Annotated in this window: 15 protein-coding genes and 2 tRNA genes; 1 reads left to right on the forward strand and 16 read right to left on the reverse strand. The window is 58.4% G+C overall.

From position 1 onward, the window contains the following. Position 1 precedes the first annotated feature (1 nt). The 12 genes from rbfA to rlmE all read right to left on the reverse strand — a co-directional run bounded on the left by rbfA (position 2) and on the right by rlmE (position 11,686). The gene (rbfA, locus tag ACWKV4_RS17890) at positions 2-409 is read right to left on the reverse strand and encodes a 30S ribosome-binding factor RbfA (protein WP_483833450.1); all 408 of its coding nucleotides are present in this window, start codon (positions 407-409) and stop codon (positions 2-4) included. Positions 410-540: 131 nt separating this feature from the next. After that, positions 541-3,069: a translation initiation factor IF-2 gene (infB, locus tag ACWKV4_RS17895; protein WP_483833451.1), complete on the reverse strand. Its 2,529-nt coding sequence runs from the start codon at positions 3,067-3,069 to the stop codon at positions 541-543. 26 nt (positions 3,070-3,095) lie between these two features. Further along, positions 3,096-4,577 (reverse strand): transcription termination factor NusA, encoded by a 1,482-nt coding sequence (gene nusA, locus ACWKV4_RS17900; RefSeq protein ID WP_483833452.1) that lies wholly within the window; start codon positions 4,575-4,577, stop codon positions 3,096-3,098. Positions 4,578-4,637: 60 nt separating this feature from the next. Next, positions 4,638-5,096 carry a ribosome maturation factor RimP gene (gene rimP, locus ACWKV4_RS17905; protein WP_483833453.1) on the reverse strand — a complete coding sequence of 153 codons (459 nt, stop codon included), beginning with the start codon at positions 5,094-5,096 and terminating at the stop codon, positions 4,638-4,640. 129 nt (positions 5,097-5,225) lie between these two features. Continuing rightward, positions 5,226-5,302 (reverse strand) — tRNA-Met (locus ACWKV4_RS17910). Between the two features lie 95 nt (positions 5,303-5,397). After that, positions 5,398-5,483: transfer RNA gene (locus tag ACWKV4_RS17915), tRNA-Leu, on the reverse strand. A 19-nt stretch (positions 5,484-5,502) separates the two neighbouring features. After that, positions 5,503-5,886 carry a preprotein translocase subunit SecG gene (gene secG, locus ACWKV4_RS17920; protein WP_483833454.1) on the reverse strand — a complete coding sequence of 128 codons (384 nt, stop codon included), beginning with the start codon at positions 5,884-5,886 and terminating at the stop codon, positions 5,503-5,505. A 4-nt stretch (positions 5,887-5,890) separates the two neighbouring features. After that, positions 5,891-6,646, reverse strand: coding sequence for a triose-phosphate isomerase (gene tpiA, locus ACWKV4_RS17925; RefSeq protein WP_483833455.1), 756 nt, complete (start codon positions 6,644-6,646; stop codon positions 5,891-5,893). Between the two features lie 76 nt (positions 6,647-6,722). Continuing rightward, positions 6,723-8,060, reverse strand: coding sequence for a phosphoglucosamine mutase (gene glmM, locus ACWKV4_RS17930; protein ID WP_483833456.1), 1,338 nt, complete (start codon positions 8,058-8,060; stop codon positions 6,723-6,725). 17 nt (positions 8,061-8,077) lie between these two features. Next, entirely contained in the window at positions 8,078-8,929 is an 852-nt protein-coding gene (gene folP, locus ACWKV4_RS17935) for a dihydropteroate synthase (RefSeq protein ID WP_483833457.1), read from the reverse strand. 8 nt (positions 8,930-8,937) lie between these two features. Further along, positions 8,938-10,845, reverse strand: a complete 1,908-nt coding sequence (gene ftsH / locus ACWKV4_RS17940; protein WP_483833458.1) for an ATP-dependent zinc metalloprotease FtsH — start codon at positions 10,843-10,845, stop codon at positions 8,938-8,940. Between the two features lie 220 nt (positions 10,846-11,065). Then, positions 11,066-11,686 (reverse strand): 23S rRNA (uridine(2552)-2'-O)-methyltransferase RlmE, encoded by a 621-nt coding sequence (rlmE, locus tag ACWKV4_RS17945; RefSeq protein WP_483833459.1) that lies wholly within the window; start codon positions 11,684-11,686, stop codon positions 11,066-11,068. A 104-nt stretch (positions 11,687-11,790) separates the two neighbouring features. Between rlmE and yhbY the strand changes: the two genes are divergently transcribed. Next, positions 11,791-12,099 carry a ribosome assembly RNA-binding protein YhbY gene (yhbY, locus tag ACWKV4_RS17950; protein ID WP_483833460.1) on the forward strand — a complete coding sequence of 103 codons (309 nt, stop codon included), beginning with the start codon at positions 11,791-11,793 and terminating at the stop codon, positions 12,097-12,099. 86 nt (positions 12,100-12,185) lie between these two features. On the opposite strand, the gene greA is transcribed toward yhbY, so the two are convergent. The 4 genes from greA to ACWKV4_RS17970 all read right to left on the reverse strand — a co-directional run bounded on the left by greA (position 12,186) and on the right by ACWKV4_RS17970 (position 18,136). Continuing rightward, positions 12,186-12,662 carry a transcription elongation factor GreA gene (gene greA / locus ACWKV4_RS17955; protein ID WP_483833461.1) on the reverse strand — a complete coding sequence of 159 codons (477 nt, stop codon included), beginning with the start codon at positions 12,660-12,662 and terminating at the stop codon, positions 12,186-12,188. Then, complete coding sequence (gene carB / locus ACWKV4_RS17960; RefSeq protein WP_483833462.1) at positions 12,659-15,880, reverse strand: carbamoyl-phosphate synthase large subunit; 3,222 nt, start codon at positions 15,878-15,880, stop codon at positions 12,659-12,661. Before carB ends, greA begins: the two co-directional genes overlap by 4 nt. A gap of 120 nt (positions 15,881-16,000) precedes the next feature. Further along, positions 16,001-17,137: a glutamine-hydrolyzing carbamoyl-phosphate synthase small subunit gene (gene carA, locus ACWKV4_RS17965; protein ID WP_483833463.1), complete on the reverse strand. Its 1,137-nt coding sequence runs from the start codon at positions 17,135-17,137 to the stop codon at positions 16,001-16,003. A 177-nt stretch (positions 17,138-17,314) separates the two neighbouring features. Continuing rightward, positions 17,315-18,136, reverse strand: a complete 822-nt coding sequence (locus ACWKV4_RS17970) for an RHS repeat-associated core domain-containing protein (protein WP_483833464.1) — start codon at positions 18,134-18,136, stop codon at positions 17,315-17,317. Between the last annotated feature and the right edge of the window lie 47 nt (positions 18,137-18,183).

Consider the following 18,183-nt stretch of genomic DNA (forward strand, 5'->3'; position numbering starts at 1 on the left):
ATCAGTCCTCGCCGCTGCCGTTGGGCTCGGAGGCCGCTGGCGCGTGCTGGCTGTCTTCGGCCACGGCGCGCTCGATCAGTGCCGAGAGATGAGCCCCACGGGCTACGCTTTCATCGTAATGGAAATGCAGTTGAGGAACGCTGCGCAGTTTCATTTCACGCCCAAGCTGGGTACGCAAAAAGCTCCCGGCCGCGTTCAATACTTTCATGCTTTGCTTGACCTGTTCGCCGCCATCATCGCCCATCACCGTGATGTACACCTTGGCGTGGCCCAGGTCTCGGGTAACCTCGACGGCGGTGATGGTCACGAGCCCAACGCGTGGGTCCTTAACTTCGCGGCGGATCAGTTGCGCCAGCTCACGTTGCATCTGGTCACCGATGCGCTGGGTACGGCTGTATTCTTTTGCCATGGCAAACTACCTGTATCGACCACCCGCGCCGCGGGCGGCTTGAAAGCAGCAAACGCCCGGCCAGCGGAAGCCGAACCGGGCGTTGCGTAAGGGAGTGGGTGACAGGCACGCCACTCCAAACTAAGTGCAGCTTAGAGCGTACGGGCCACCTGGACTTTCTCGAAGACTTCGATCTTGTCGCCGACCTTGACGTCGTTGTAGCTCTTGACGCCGATACCACACTCCATGCCAGCGCGCACTTCGGACATGTCGTCCTTGAAGCGGCGCAGCGACTCCAGCTCGCCCTCGAAGATCACCACTTCCTCGCGTAGTACGCGGATCGGGCGATTACGATGTACAACGCCTTCAAGCACCATGCAGCCAGCGACCGCGCCGAATTTCGGCGAGCGGAACACGTCACGCACTTCGGCAATACCCAGGATGTTCTCGCGAACATCGCTGCCTAGCATACCGGTCAGGGCTTTCTTGACGTCCTCGATGATGTCGTAGATCACGCTGTAGTAACGCATGTCCAGGCCATCTTGCTCGACGATGCGGCGGGCGCCAGCATCGGCACGCACATTGAAGCCGAACAGTACCGCGTTAGAAGCCAGCGCCAGGTTGGCATCGCTTTCGGTGATACCACCCACGCCACCGGCGACGACCCGTACCTGCACTTCGTCGTTACCCAGGCCGCCCAACGCGCCCTGAAGCGCTTCGAGAGAACCGCGTACGTCTGCCTTGAGCACGATGTTGAGAGTTTTCTTCTCTTCCTGGCCCATGTTCTCGAAGATGTTCTCGAGCTTGCCAGCGTGAGCACGAGCGAGTTTCACCTCACGGAACTTGCCTTGACGGAACAGGGCGACTTCACGGGCTTTCTTCTCGTCAGCGACAACACTCATTTCGTCGCCAGCGTCCGGGGTACCGTCCAGGCCGAGAATCTCGACCGGGATGGAGGGGCCCGCTTCTTTGACCGGCTTGCCGTTCTCATCGAGCATGGCGCGGATCCGACCGAAGTTGGAACCTACCAGCACCATGTCGCCCTGACGCAGGGTACCGTCCTGAACCAGCACGGTAGCCACGGGGCCACGGCCTTTGTCCAAGCGGGACTCGACCACCACACCACGGCCAGGGGCCGCGGGGCTGGCTTGCAGCTCCAGTACTTCGGCTTGCAACAGAACGGCTTCGAGCAATTCGTCGACGCCTGTACCCATCTTCGCCGAGACCGGTACGAACGGGGTGTCGCCGCCCCACTCTTCGGACGTTACGCCGTGAACCGACAGCTCACTGCGGATACGGTCCAGGTCAGCGCCCGGCTTGTCGATTTTATTCACTGCTACGACCAGGGGAACACCCGCGGCCTTGGCATGTTGAACAGCCTCGATGGTCTGCGGCATTACGCCGTCATCGGCGGCAACCACCAGGATCACGATATCGGTGGCCTTGGCACCACGGGCACGCATGGCGGTAAACGCGGCGTGGCCTGGGGTATCCAGGAAGGTCACCATGCCACGGTCGGTTTCTACGTGGTAGGCACCAATGTGCTGGGTGATACCACCGGCCTCGCCCGCAGCCACCTTGGCGCGACGGATATAGTCGAGCAGCGAGGTTTTACCGTGGTCGACGTGGCCCATTACGGTCACCACCGGTGCGCGAGAAACGGTTTCGCCCTCATAGCGCAGGGACTCGGCCAAGGACTCTTCCAAGGCATTGTCACTGACCAGCTTGACCTTGTGGCCCAGCTCTTCGGCAACCAGCTGCGCGGTATCTTGGTCCAGTACCTGGTTGATGGTCACCGGGGTACCGAGCTTGAACATGAACTTGACGACTTCAGCGCCCTTGACGGACATCTGCTGTGCCAGATCGGACACGGTAATGGTTTCGCCGATGATGACATCGCGTACCACCGGGCCAGTCGGGCTCTGGAAGCCGTGCATGTTGCGCTTCTTGAGCTTGGACTTGCCACGGCCGCCACGGCGGAACCCATCGCTTTCTTCATCGGTGGTGCGCGGCGCGGCGCGCGGCGTCGGTGCCTTTTCCTTGACAGTGGCACGATGTGGCTGGCCTTTACGCTCGCCGCCACGACGGTCATCGTCGGTGCCGGCTTTAGGCTTGTCTGGGCGACGCGCGTCATCACGCTTGCGCACTTCGACAGTTGTCGTCGGCACGGCGGGGCGGTCGTTCGCGGCGGCAGGCTCGGCAGCGCGGGAAACGGGTGCGGCAGCAGGTTCCGCGGCAGGAGCAGCTGCGGGCTTGGTTGTATCTGGCCCGGCCTTGCGAGCTTCTTCCTCGGCGCGCTGACGAGCCTGCTCTTCGGCTTTTTGCCGGGTAGCATTCTCTGCAGCACGGCGCTCTTCCAGCTCGCGACGCTGTGCGGCCTCGATTTCCTCGGGGCTCTGCTTGACGAAGGTCTTCTTCTTACGGACCTCGACACTGATGGTTTTGCTACCGGCCACTCGCAGCGTGCTCGTGGTCTTGCGTTGCAGGGTAATTTTGCGGGGTTCTTCCACTTTTGCCTTGTGACTGCTTTTCAGGTGCGCCAACAGCGCTTGTTTTTCGGTATCGGTCACAACCTGGCCAGCGTCGGTATGCGACAATCCCGCCTCTCGCATCTGTTGCAACAGGCGCTCCACCGGTGCGGCGACCTCTTGGGCCAGTTCTTTCACCGTGACTTGCGTCATGCACTTCTCTCCTCAGGCCGCGCCAGTTACTCGAACCAATGGGCTCGGGCGGCCATGATCAACTTGCCGGCTCGCTCTTGGTCGATGCCGTCGATGTCGAGCAAATCGTCAATAGACTGCTCGGCCAGGTCTTCGCGGTTAATGACACCGCGTACCGCCAATTCCTTCGCGAGGTCTGCATCCATGCCTTCGAGAGACAGCAGGTCTTCCGCCGGTTGGGCGTCGGCCAGCTTTTCCTCGGAGGCGATGGCTGCAGTCAACAGGCGATCCTTGGCCCGAGCACGAAGCTCATTGACGATCTCTTCATCGAACCCGTCGATGTTGAGCATTTCTTCCAAAGGCACGTAGGCGATTTCTTCGAGGCTGGTAAAGCCCTCGTCCACCAGCACCTGAGCGAGTTCTTCGTCCACTTCGAGTTGCTCGACGAAGTTGCGCAGGATGTCGCCGGTTTCGGCCTGCTGCTTTTCCTGGATATCCGACTCGGTCATGACGTTAAGTGTCCAACCGGTCAGCTGACTGGCAAGACGAACGTTCTGACCGCCACGACCGATGGCCTGAGCCAGGTTGTCGGCTGCCACTGCGATATCCATGGCGTGGGCGTCTTCATCAACGATGATGGCCGCGACTTCCGCCGGGGACATTGCGTTGATGACGAACTGTGCGGGGTTATCGTCCCACAGCACGATGTCCACGCGCTCGCCACCCAGCTCTCCCGACACAGCCTGTACGCGAGAACCACGCATGCCGATGCACGCGCCCTGCGGGTCGATGCGTTTGTCTTTAGAGCGGACGGCGATTTTTGCACGAGACCCTGGATCGCGAGAAGCGCCCATGACCTCGATCAGCCCTTCGGCGATTTCCGGCACTTCGATCCGGAACAGCTCGATGAGCATTTCCGGCGCGGTACGTGACAGAATCAATTGGGGGCCACGGTTCTCGCTACGAATTTCCTTGAGCAGCGCGCGTACCCGCACCCCGACCCGGAAGGTTTCACGAGAGATGATGTCTTCGCGAGCCAACAAGGCCTCGGCGTTGTTACCCAGGTCAACGATCACATTGTCCCGGGTTACCTTCTTGACCGTACCGGAAATGATTTCGCCAACCTTTTCGCGGTAGGCGTCTACCACCTGAGCACGCTCGGCCTCGCGCACTTTCTGCACGATCACTTGCTTGGCGGTTTGTGCAGCAATGCGGCCAAACTCGATGGACTCGATTTTATCTTCGAATACATCGCCTGCGACGGCATCGGGTTTACGCGCTTGAGCTTGGTCAACGGCCAACTGGTGAGCGGGATCATCGAAGTTCTCGTCCTCGACAACGGTCCAGCGGCGGAATGTTTCATAGCTACCGGTGTGACGGTTAATCTCCACCCGCAAATCTACTTCGTCTTCGAACCGCTTTTTAGTCGCGGTCGCGAGGGCGATTTCCAATGCTTCAAATATCACACCCGCCGGTACGCCCTTTTCATTGGATACCGATTCAACAACCAGCAGTACTTCTTTACTCATCGTACGCCTCGCCTTTCGCAAGCCTTTGGGATCCGCGTTTCACGCATGACCCGACACGTCTCAGTCAAAACTGGGAATAATGTTTGCTTTATCGATGTAATCGATCGGCAACAAGAATTCATGGTCATCGACCTGGACCACCACATCCTGTTCTTCCACACCGCGAAGCAGGCCCTGAAAATTACGCCGCCCTTCAAAAGGCGTGCGCAACTTGATTTTTACCTGGTCACCGGCATGTGCGGCGAACTGCTCTAGCGTGAACAGCGGGCGATCCATACCGGGAGAGGAGACTTCCAGGGTGTATTCCACGGCAATAGGGTCTTCGACATCGAGAACTCCACTAACCTGGCGGCTGACGATTTCGCAATCCTCAACCAAAACACCACCTTCCTTGTCGATAAAGATACGCAGCAGTGAATGGCGCCCCTGAGATATGTACTCTATACCCCAGCATTGATAACCAAGCGCCTCGACCACTGGGGCCAGTAAGGCCTGCAACTGTTCTAGCTTGCTCGACACCTGAACCCCCTCGTGCATGCTGTGCAAATAAAAAATGGGCGAAACGCCCACCCTGGAAAACGCCGCATTCGCGCGGCGCTAGACTGATCAGCTAACAAAAAGCCCCTGAACAGGGGCTCCGCTGAAAACTGGTTGCGGGGGCTGGATTTGAACCAACGACCTTCGGGTTATGAGCCCGACGAGCTACCGGACTGCTCCACCCCGCGACATAGCTGGCCTGAAAGTATACGGCCTCGGCCGCTTACGGTCAATCGACAGCTCTGGAACAAGAAAGCCCGCAAAGTGCGGGCCTCTTATATATTGGTACCGAGAAGGGGACTCGAACCCCTACACCCTATGGGCACAACCACCTCAAGGTTGCGTGTCTACCAATTCCACCACCTCGGCAAAACTTTTTGAAACCCTTTTACTTCTGCTCTTGAGCAGGCGGAACATCGTTGCCGTTCACACCAGTTTTTTGCTCATGGAGCACCGGAACATCATCTGCCGCCGGCTTTTGCTGTGGAACTTCCAAAACCGCTGGATTAGGCAAACCCGCTTGACTCAACTGGTGAGCCTTTTCTTTAGCAAAGTAACCTAAGCCCAAGCTGGTAATGAAGAAACATGCAGCGAGTATACCAGTAAACTTACTTAGAAAGGTAGAGGAACCTTGGCTTCCGAACACAGTATTTGAGGCACCCGCGCCGAAAGATGCTCCAGCTTCCGCACCTTTCCCCTGTTGCAACAGCACGAGGGCAACTACCCCGAGCGCGCCCAACAGATGAAACACTACCACGACATTTTCCAGCATCTTGTCAGCTTCCCGCGGCGCGACAGATCGCACCGAACTCATCTGCGTTGAGGGCGGCGCCACCAATCAGCCCCCCGTCGATATCCGGCATGCGGAACAACTCAGCCGCGTTGGCCGCCTTTACACTGCCGCCGTACAAAAGCCGCACACCGTCTGCGACTTCGGAATTCTTAGCCTTCAACAAATCACGAATCGCTTTATGCACATCCTGGGCTTGTTCGGGCGTGGCCGTTAGACCTGTACCAATCGCCCAAACCGGCTCATACGCGATGACTGCACGGGAAAATACTTCTATCCCAAGCGCATCGATAATGCTGTTGAGCTGAGCACTTACAACCTCGAAAGTCCGTTCGGCTTCACGCTCTTCCAAGGTTTCGCCTACACAAAGTACCGGAGTCAACCCAGCCTCTTGCGCAGCCTTGAATTTCGCAATCAATGCGGCTTCTGCCTCGCCGATGATCTGCCTGCGCTCGGAGTGCCCAATAAGCACCAAGGAGCAACCTGCGTCTACCAACTGGCTTGCGGCGACTTCTCCAGTCAGGGCACCGGGCCCAGCCTGGGTCGCGACGTTTTGCGCGCCTACCGCAACCTTCGAACCTTGCAGCGCTTCAACCGCTCCGCCGATATGGAGGAATGTCGGGAAAATCGCGACCTCTACTGTCGCTGAAAAATCCTGACTTTTCAACCCCTTGAGCAGCTCCGCCACGCTGGCGCAGGTACCGTGCATTTTCCAGTTACCAGCTACCATCAAGCGACGCATGCTTCACCCCGTCGGTCAAAGTGGGCGCAGATGTTACCCAGAACAACCGTAGGTAGCAAGCCTTTGCGGCGCCTATTCATACACAAACTTCTTTGACAAGCGCTGCCAGCTCTTCGGCGTAGCGTCGTACTTGCATTTCTTCATCACCCTCCACCATCACCCGCACCAGAGGTTCGGTGCCGGACTTACGCAGCAGCACGCGCCCGCGCCCGCCCATGGCCCGGGTAACACGCTGGCAGGCTTCTTCCACCGCAGGGTGACCCACAGGGTTTTCACCACCACTGAAACGTACATTGATTAGCACCTGCGGGCATTTGCGCAGCCCGTGCCGAGCTTGGGACAGGGTTTCGCCACGACGCTTGAGGGCTAACAACACTTGCAGCGAGGCAATGATCGCATCGCCAGTGGTTGTGTGCTGAGAGCAGACGATATGGCCTGAGTTTTCCCCGCCCAAGGGCCAGCCGCGCTCGGCCATTTCAGCGATCACATAGCGGTCACCGACGTTGGCACGGGTGAAGGGTATGTCTTGGTCCTGCAGAGCGAGTTCAAGCCCCAGGTTGCTCATAAGGGTGCCCACTACACCACCCTCGAGGCGACCGCGCTCTTTAAGGTCGCGAGCAATGATAAAGAGCAGCTCGTCCCCATCGACAATGGCGCCTGTGTGGTCAACCATTAGCACACGGTCCCCATCGCCGTCGAAAGCAATGCCCATATCGGCGTGGCCTAGCAGAACTGCCGCCTGCAAGGCCTCCATATGGGTAGAACCGCAACTTTCGTTGATATTCAAGCCATCCGGCTGAGCCGAAATCGCGGTCACCTGAGCGCCCAGCTCACGGAAAACGTTAGGCGCGACCTTGTAGGTTGCCCCATGGGCACAGTCCACCACCAACTTGAGGCCAGCGAAATCCGTGCTGCTCGGTACGCTGCTTTTACAAAATTCGATATAGCGGCCAGCGGCGTCGTTGATTCGCGATACCTTGCCCAGGCTACCGGACTCAGCCACGGTCATCGGTTGGTCCATCAGTTCTTCGATCATCAACTCGATGTCATCGGGTAGCTTGGTGCCTTGCCCGGAGAAGAACTTGATGCCGTTGTCATGGTGAGGGTTGTGGGACGCGCTGATAACGATCCCTGCCTCGGCATGAAAGGTGCGCGTAAGGTAGGCAATGGCCGGAGTAGGCATTGGCCCAAGCAGCATTACATCCGCGCCAGCGGCGGAAAGGCCAGCCTCCAATGCGGATTCGAACATGTACCCTGAAATACGGGTGTCCTTGCCCACCAGCACCCGGCAGGCGCCCATCTTGCGGAACGCCATGCCCGCTGCCCAACCTAACTTGAGCATAAAATCTGGGGTGATGGGGTATTGACCGACACGGCCGCGGATACCGTCGGTACCGAAATATTTTTTGCTCATGGGTACTCCGTTAATTCTTATTCGGCTGCGCTGACCGCTGCAAGCATGCGCACAACGTCCATGGTTTCGGCAACGTCATGCACGCGCAGGATACTTGCACCTTGGGTTATGGCCAAAGCCGCCAAGGCAAGACTACCTGCGAGCCTGTCACTGACTGGCCTGCCCAATGCCTGGCCTACGATGCTTTTGCGCGATACGCCGACCAGTAGGGGGCGACCTAATACCTCCAAGCCCTGAAGGCGCTTGAACAGGCTCAGGTTATGGGGATGGGTTTTAGCAAAGCCAAAACCTGGGTCAAGGATGATCCGCGATGCATCAATCCCGGCATTCTGACAGGCGATGATTCGGCGCGCGAGGAAATCCGTGACCTCGGTCACCACATCGACATAGTGAGGGTTGTCCTGCATGTTTCCAGGCTCCCCCACCATGTGCATCAAACACACCGCCGCATTCGTTTGTGCGGCAACTTCCAGGGCACCAGGCCGCTGCAGGGCACGTACGTCATTGATCAGCCCCATGCCTAAGCGGGCTGCCTCGCGCATCACTTCTGGCGATGACGTATCGACAGAGATGATGACATCCAATTCGGCAGCAATGGCCTCGACTATGGGGCATACCCGATCAAGCTCCTCTTGCAAGGAGACCGGCAGCGCGCCTGGCCTCGTGGACTCGCCACCAACGTCTATGAGGGTAGCCCCAGCGTCGACCATTTCCCGGGCATGCGCCAATGCCAACGCTCGCCCTTTGAAGCGGCCGCCGTCCGAGAAAGAATCTGGCGTGACATTGAGGATACCCATGACATGGGTATGGGATAAATCAAGAACCCGGTTGCCGCATGGCAACCGGGTCTGGTGTAACGAAGAAGACATTTAAAACCTTAGTGCTGCGCCGCTGGGCCACCAATGGGTGCTTCAGGGCGCTCGTTACCCTGGGCTGCGTTTCCAGAAGACCCGGAACCGTCGGTCCAGTCCCGAGGCTCGCGCACTTCACGCCCGGCCATGATGTCTTCGATCTGATCAGCGTCGATCGTCTCGTACTTCATGAGTGCGTCGGCCATGGTGTCCAGCTTGTCACGGTTGTCAGCCAGTATCTGTCTAGCCGTGGTATAGCAGTGATCAATGATGCTACGTACTTCAGAGTCAATCATCTTGGCTGTTTCGCCTGAAACGCTGCTGCTCTGAGAGCTACCACCACGCCCAAGGAAGACTTCGCCTTCCTCTTCCGCATACATCAGCGGCCCCATTTTTTCGGACAGGCCCCACTTGGTGACCATGTTCCGAGCAATCTGGCTGGCTCGCATAATGTCGTTGGACGCACCGGTGGTAACACCATCGAAGCCCAAGGTCATCTCTTCGGCAATCCGACCGCCGTACAACGAACAGATTTGGCTGATCAACGCGCGCTTGGACAGGCTGTAACGGTCCTCTTCGGGAAGGAACATCGTTACGCCCAAGGCACGACCACGCGGAATGATCGATACCTTGTACACCGGATCATGCTCAGGAACGATGCGACCCACGATGGCGTGACCCGCCTCGTGGTACGCAGTGTTACGTTTTTCTTTATCGGACATGACCATAGTCTTGCGCTCGGCACCCATCATGATCTTGTCTTTGGCCAGTTCGAACTCGCGCATCTCTACGATCCGCTTACCATGCCGGGCGGCGAACAAAGACGCTTCGTTTACCAGGTTGGCCAAATCGGCGCCCGAAAACCCTGGGGTGCCACGGGCAATCACACCCGCGTTTACGTTCTCGCTGACTGGCACCTTACGCATGTGTACCTTGAGGATCTGCTCACGGCCCCGAATGTCTGGCAAGCCAACGACCACCTGACGGTCGAAGCGGCCTGGCCGCAGCAAGGCAGGGTCAAGCACGTCAGGCCGGTTGGTGGCGGCAATAACAATGATGCCGTCATTCATTTCGAAGCCATCCATCTCGACCAGCAACTGGTTGAGGGTCTGCTCGCGTTCATCGTGCCCGCCGCCCATGCCAGCGCCACGATGGCGACCCACGGCGTCGATTTCGTCGATGAAGATGATGCAAGGCGCGTGCTTCTTGGCTTGCTCGAACATGTCGCGAACACGGCTGGCGCCCACGCCCACAAACATCTCAACGAAGTCCGAACCGGAAATGGTAAAGAAAGGCACCTTGGCTTCGCCAGCGATGGCCTTGGCGATCAGGGTTTTACCAGTACCTGGTGGCCCGACCATCAATACGCCACGAGGGATACGGCCACCCAGGCGTTGGAACTTGCCTGGATCACGCAAGAACTCTACCAGCTCACCCACTTCTTCCTTGGCCTCATCGCAACCAGCGACGTCCGCCAGGGTGGTTTTGACTTGATCTTCGGAAAGCAGCCTTGCCTTGCTCTTGCCGAAGCTCATTGGCCCGCCCTTGCCGCCAGCGCCTCCCTGCATCTGCCGCATGAAGAACATGAACACGGCGATGATCACAAGAATCGGGAAGCTGGCCACCAGAAGCTGGGTCCAGATGCTTTGCTGCTCAGGTTGCTTGCCTTCGACCACCACGCGGTTGTCTACCAGGTCGCCGATCAGGCCATTGTCCTGAATGGCGGGGCGGATGGTCTTGAAGTTGTCGCCGTCGTTGCGCTTGCCAGTGATGACATAGCCGTCGACCTGCACGCGCTCGATCTTGCCGTCTTTCACCTGCTGGATGAAATCCGAATAGTTGAGGGTTTGCGGCTCGTTGGGGCTCGAGAAATTGTTCATCACCGTTACCAGTACGGCAGCGATGATGAGCCACAGGATGAGATTCTTTGCCATATCGTTCAATTCGCTACCCTCTGAAGCCAGTCTCTAGGACCTAGCGCCAGGCTTCGTATGATGTCCATCGGCCTAACTTACTACACAACCCTAGGCATGCGCAGACGCCGCTTGTAACGCTTTGTGAAACTTTTGACTGCGTAATACTCGCTTATGCTCCGTGCAGACCACCATTCGAAAAAAACTATCGGTCGCCAAGAGCGTGCCTGCAGTGTAGCCGTTAGCCTTTGAAGCCGCGTGCCAACAGGTATTGCTCCCGAGAACGATCCCGTGACGACAGGGGTTTACGCATTTGCACCTTGTCGAACATCTGCCGAACGGTCTTGAGGTAGGTATCGAACCCCTCCCCCTGGAAAATCTTGATAAGGAAATCCCCATCGGGCTTAAGCACGCGGCTGGCCAGATCCAAGGCCAGCTCACAGAGAAACATTGCCTTAGGCATGTCCACCGCGCTTACCCCACTCATATTGGGGGCCATATCTGAAATAACAAGGTCGACCTGGCCGCCGCCGACGGCCTGGAGGATTTGCGCCAACACAGTGTCCTGAGTGAAGTCCCCCTGAATGAAGGTCACATCTGGGATGCTGTCCATTTCCAGAATGTCAGAAGCGATCAAGCGCCCCTGACCGCCGATCAGCCGGCTGGTTACCTGAGACCACCCTCCAGGCGCGGCGCCCAGGTCAATCACCGACATGCCTGGGCGGATTAGCCGGTCCTTTTCCTGGATCTCCAGCAATTTGTAGCTGGCCCGGGAGCGATAGCCGTCCTTTTGGGCCATCTTCACGTAAGGGTCGTTGAAATGTTCTTTCAGCCAGTTATGGCTTGTTTTGGAACGGGCCACTGGGCACCTCTGGGTGTGGCGGCAATGCGTGTCGCTGGGCTTAATACCAGGCGCTCAGGTAAAATGGCCGCCGTTTTATACAGTTTCAATTAAAGGGTCAGATTATGCCGCTCAATGCAGAGCACAAGAAGCAATACAAATCCATCGGTCATCATCTCAAGCCCGTACTGATCGTAGCCGACAACGGCGTTACCGAAGGCGTGGCGGCCGAGCTGGAGCGCGCACTGGCTGACCACGAGTTGATCAAAGTGAAGGTCAGTATGCTGGACCGCGAAGCCCGGCTAGAGATGATCTCCAACCTATGCAAGGCTGGCCGCGCCGAGCTGGTACAGGTCATCGGGAAAATGGCGCTGATCTACCGCCGCAACCCGCAGCCCAACAAGCAGCTGTCGAATATTCACCGCTTCCAGTGATCAGGCACCTGTAGCAGCCGAGTTTGCTCGCGACCGCATCCACATCCGGTCGCGAGCAGGCTCGGCTGCTACGGGCCTTGTATCTATCAGAGGTGCAACACCTCGACGATTTCGTATTCCACCACGCCGCTCGGGGTTTTTACCACGACCACGTCGCCTTCGCTCTTGCCTACCAGCGCACGGGCAATGGGCGAACCCACCGAGATCTTGCCTGCTTTGATATCGGCCTCGTCCTCACCCACGATCTGATACTTCAGGCGATCGTCAGTCTCGACATTGGCAATCTCCACGGTGGTCCCGAAAATCACTTTGCCGGTAGGCTCAATGGCCGTCACGTCGATGACCACTGCGTTTTGCAGTCGGCCCTCGATATCACGGATGCGCGCCTCGACCATGCCCTGCTGCTCGCGAGCGGCGTGGTACTCAGCGTTTTCCTTGAGGTCGCCCAGTTCACGGGCAGTGCCGATATCCTGGCTAAGCTTGGGCCGCACTACCTTGGTCAGGTGGGCGTGCTCTTCCTCCAGGGCGCGCGCGCCCTGAACAGTCATGGGGTATTTGTTCATGCGTTAAGTCCTGCGTGTAGGTCTTGCAAGCGGCGTACGGTTTTTTCAGGGCCGAATTTCAGTGCCTCGCAAATGGCCTCGCCGGCGGCAATGGTTGTGGTGCAGTAGATCTTGTGCTGCAGGGCATTACGGCGAATCGAGTAGGAGTCGGCGATGGACTGCCGCCCTTCGGTGGTGTTGATAATCAAGGTCACTTCGTCGTTCTTGATCATGTCCACGACATGCGGCCGGCCTTCGGTCACCTTGTTGACTCGGCGTACCTTCAGGCCCGCTGCCTCAATGACCTGCGCGGTGCCGCTGGTGGCAACAACCTCAAAGCCCAGCTCGATCAGGTCCTTGGCCACGCCTGCCACGAACGGCTTGTCGTCGTCGCGCACGCTGATAAAAGCCGTGCCGCCGGTAGGCAATACCTCGCTGGCACCCATCTGAGCCTTGGCGAAGGCCTCACCGAAGGTATCGCCTACACCCATCACTTCACCCGTGGATTTCATCTCAGGGCCGAGGATGGGGTCAACCCCCGGGAACTTGGCAAAGGGGAATACCGCCTCCTTCACGCTATAGAAGTTGGGAATGATCTCCTTGGTGAAGCCCAGCTCTTGCAAGGTTTTGCCTGCCATTACCCGTGCCGCGATCATGGCCAGGGAGGTACCGATGCACTTGGATACGAACGGCACGGTACGGGAGGCACGCGGGTTCACTTCGATCACGTAGATCTTGTCGCCCTGCAATGCCAACTGCACGTTCATCAAGCCTATCACGCCCAGCTCGAGGGCCATTTTCTTGACCTGCTCGCGCACTTCGTTCTGTACGTTCTCAGGCAACGAGTAGGGCGGCAGCGAGCAAGCGGAGTCACCGGAGTGAACGCCAGCCTGTTCGATGTGCTGCATGATCGCGCCAATAACCACGTCCTTGCCGTCACAGACAGCATCCACGTCCATTTCGATGGCGCAGTTGAGGAAGTGATCGAGCAACACGGGGCTGTCGTTGGATACCTGCACGGCCTCGCGCAGGTAGCGCTTGAGCTCGTCGAGTTCGTAGACGATTTCCATGGCGCGGCCACCCAACACATAGGAGGGGCGTACCACCAAGGGATAACCAATGGTGCCGGCAGCGCGGATCGCTTCTTCTTCACTGCGCACGGTCGCGTTCGGCGGCTGCAGCAGGTTCAGACGCTGGACCATCTGCTGGAAGCGCTCGCGGTCTTCAGCGCGGTCAATGGCATCCGGGCTGGTACCGATAATAGGCACGCCAGCTTCTTCCAAGGCGCGGGCCAACTTCAGTGGTGTTTGCCCACCGTACTGCACAATAACGCCCTTGGGCTTCTCTACCCGCACTACTTCAAGCACGTCTTCAAGGGTCAGCGGCTCAAAGTACAGCCGGTCGGAAGTGTCGTAATCGGTGGATACGGTTTCAGGGTTGCAGTTGACCATGATGGTTTCATAACCATCGTCACGCAGCGCCAGGGCCGCGTGTACACAGCAGTAGTCGAACTCGATGCCTTGGCCAATACGGTTAGGCCCGCCACCGAGAATCATGATCTTGTCGCGGCTGGACGGGTTGGCCTCGCACTCTTGCTCGTAGGTGGAATAAAGGTAGGCGGTATCGGTAGCGAACTCGGCGGCGCAGGTATCCACACGCTTGTATACCGGGAAGATTTCCAGCTTGTGACGGTGGCGACGCAGGTTCTTGTCAGTCACGCCCAACAGCTTGGCCAGGCGCTGATCAGAGAAGCCTTTGCGCTTGAGACGGAACATCAGCGCTTTGTCGATATCCGCCAGGCCGAGGGTTTTGACCTTTTCTTCGTCTTTGATCAGGTCTTCGATCTGGACCAGGAACCAATGGTCGATGCTGGTCAGGGCAAAGATTTCATCGCAGGTCATGCCGGCGCGGAAGGCATCGGCCACATACCAGATGCGCTCGGCACCCGGCACGGTCAGCTCGCGCTTAAGGATGGTGTGGAATTCCGGGTTGCTTGGCTCGACCTTTGGGTCCAGCCCGCATACGCCTACTTCCAACCCGCGCAGGGCCTTTTGCAAGGATTCCTGGAAGGTCCGGCCAATGGCCATAACCTCACCCACGGATTTCATCTGGGTGGTCAGGCGGGCGTCGGCCTTGGGGAATTTCTCGAAGGCAAAGCGAGGCAGCTTGGTGACCACGTAGTCGATGGAGGGCTCGAACGAGGCCGGGGTTTTGCCGCCGGTGATATCGTTCTGCAGCTCGTCCAGGGTGTAACCCACGGCCAGCTTCGCAGCGACCTTGGCGATGGGGAAGCCAGTGGCCTTGGAGGCCAGGGCCGAAGAGCGGGATACCCGCGGGTTCATCTCGATGACGACCATGCGGCCGGTGTCTGGGCAAATCCCGAACTGCACGTTCGAGCCCCCGGTTTCCACGCCAATCTCACGCAGCACCGCCAACGAGGCGTTGCGCATGATCTGGTATTCCTTGTCGGTCAAGGTTTGCGCCGGGGCAACGGTGATGGAGTCACCCGTGTGCACACCCATGGGATCAAAGTTTTCGATGGAACACACGATGATGCAGTTGTCCTTTTTGTCGCGGACAACTTCCATTTCGTATTCTTTCCAGCCGATGAGCGACTCGTCGATCAGCAGTTCCTTGGTGGGCGAGAGGTCCAAGCCGCGGGCGCAGATTTCTTCGAACTCTTCGCGGTTGTAGGCAATGCCGCCACCGGTGCCGCCCATAGTGAACGAGGGGCGGATGATGCAGGGGAAACCCAGGGTTTCCAGAACCGCGTTGGCTTCCTCCATGCTGTGGGCAATGCCAGAGCGCGGGCAGGCCAGGCCGATGGCCTTCATGGCCTTGTCGAAGCGAGAGCGGTCTTCAGCCTTGTCGATGGTGTCTGCGTTGGCACCGATCATTTCCACGCCGAACGTTTCCAGCACGCCTTCGCGCTCAAGGTCCAGGGCGCAGTTCAGAGCGGTTTGCCCGCCCATGGTGGGCAGCAGCGCGTCAGGGCGCTCGGCCTCGATGATCTTGGCCACCGTTTGCCATTTGATTGGCTCGATGTAGGTGGCATCGGCCATGGACGGGTCGGTCATGATGGTGGCCGGGTTGGAGTTCACCAGGATGACCCGGTACCCCTCTTCCCGCAGCGCCTTGCACGCCTGGGCGCCTGAATAGTCGAACTCACAGGCCTGGCCGATGACGATCGGCCCCGCGCCCAGGATGAGAATACTTTTGATGTCTGTACGTTTTGGCATGGTTGTCACTCAAATCCGCGGATCGGTCGGCAGGCCCTTGCAGGGCAAGCCGCTTCGAACATTCAGGGGCAGCGCCAGGCCTCGCGGCATATAAGCGCGCGGGCACAGGGCTGTTGGCAGTCAGCGGCGCTTGGCCATCGCATCGATAAAGCGATCGAACAAGGGGGCAACGTCAGTCGGGCCTGGGCTGGCCTCCGGGTGGCCCTGGAAGCTGAACGCGTCCTTGTTGACCAGTTCGATGCCTTGCAAAGTGCCGTCAAACAGCGACTTGTGAATGGGCCGCACGTTGCTTGGCAAGGTGCTTTCCTCTACCGCGAAGCCGTGGTTCTGGCTGGTGATCATTACCACGCCGGTGTCAAGGTCCTGGACCGGGTGGTTGGCGCCGTGATGGCCGGTGTCCATCTTCACGGTGCGGGCGCCAGCGGCCAAGGCCAGGAGTTGGTGGCCCAGGCAGATGCCGAACACCGGGGTGTCGGTTTCCAGCACGTCCTGAATCGCCTTGATCGCGTAGTCGCAAGGCTCTGGGTCCCCAGGGCCGTTGGACAGGAATACGCCGTCTGGCTTGAGCGCAAGCACTTCACTAGCGGGGGTTTGCGCGGGCACTACCGTCAGGCGGCAGCCGCGCGCAACCAGCATGCGCAGGATATTCAGCTTAACGCCGTAGTCGTAGGCCACCACATGGTAGGGCAGCTCTTCGTCCTTCATCACGGCATGGCTATCGGTGGCCAGCGCCCACACCCCTTCGCGCCACGGGTAGGTCGTCTTGGTGCTCACCTCTTTGGCCAGGTCCATCCCTTTTAGGCCTGGGAAACCACGAGCAGCAGCAATGGCCGCTTCTTCGGAGATATCGTCACCGGCCAGGATGCAGCCATTTTGCGCGCCCTTCTCACGCAGCAGTCGGGTCAGGCGGCGAGTGTCGATACCGGCGATTGCCACTACATTGTTGGCTTTGAGGTAATCGGACAGTGACTGGGTATTGCGCCAGTTGCTGGCCACCAGGGGCAGATCCCGGATCACCAGGCCCGCGGACCACACGCGATCAGCCTCGGCGTCCAGCGCGGTGGTGCCGGTGTTGCCGATGTGGGGATAGGTGAGGGTTACGATCTGCTGGGCATAGGAAGGGTCGGTGAGAATTTCCTGATAGCCTGTCATGGCGGTGTTGAATACCACCTCTCCGACGGTCTGGCCGTCGGCTCCGATCGCTTCACCGCGAAAGACGCTGCCGTCGGCAAGGGCGAGTATGGCTGGCTTAGTCAAGAAGACCTCCGATAAATCAAGCCTGAAAGGGCGATCGCAGGTTGTAAAAAAGCGGAGAGACGTATGGACACGTCACCCCGCTCGTTCACTGAATTATCTGCGCGCTTTTAGTGGACACACTAAAGCTGTAGCTTACAGAAAAGCGACATTTTGGTCCACCCACCGCACGCTTTTAATTTATCGGCGTTGCTGGCTCCATGGGTCTACACGCCCTCGCAGACGAACGACTGCCGGGTCTGCCAATTCTTGATAATACAGATAACTAAGAACGGTGCGCCTGACATCACTGTCGTTTAGATTCAAAGACCCCTCCGGCAAAGCTGGCCAGTCGCCCGGGCCAACGGGCTTGATGGCTTCGTTTGCCCAAATGCTTGCATGCTGTCGATCAATAGCCCGCTCGAACAAGGACGGGTCTCGCAAGGGCGCATAACTTGGAATTACCTCAAAGCTTTTGGCGCCCAACCTCACTTGCTCAGCGTTGCGAGCCATAACGCCAAAGCTGCCTTGAGAGCCTGAGAGATGAGCACCCAGGCTTTTATACATCTGCGTAGGATCAGCTACTTCTGTCGTGAAGAATCGTAGAGTTTTCCCCTTACCAGCGCCGGCATACGCTAATTCCAAGGCGCTCGCGCGTGGCAAGGTGACGGGCTTGGCGCTTTTCACAAGCTTGCCTAGCAGGCTCGCCCAGCTGGCACCTCCTCTATCCTGCCTGTTGATCGGGTCACCGCTGCAATAAGCATAGGCATTCAATCCACCTCGCCCAAATGGACTGGCGCCATCGGCAGAAAAAAACCTTAGCAAAGTGGGCGAGTAGGCCCGACGCCCACCTCCCATCAGGTAGAAATCTGCCTCTCGCCTCTGACCTGTGAACGCAGGTTCGGGCTGCCTGCCCGACAAGTGACCAAATGGTGTATAGCTCTTTGATACACGTGCATTCCGGTATACAGACTGCGCCATATCAGTCGCTATCAATGAAAAATAAGGGGTCCGCCGAGTCATTGGGCTGCTCCGAAAATTCCGCCCAATTAAAGCGTGTCAGGCTCTAC

This window comes from Pseudomonas artemisiae (assembly GCF_057128685.1).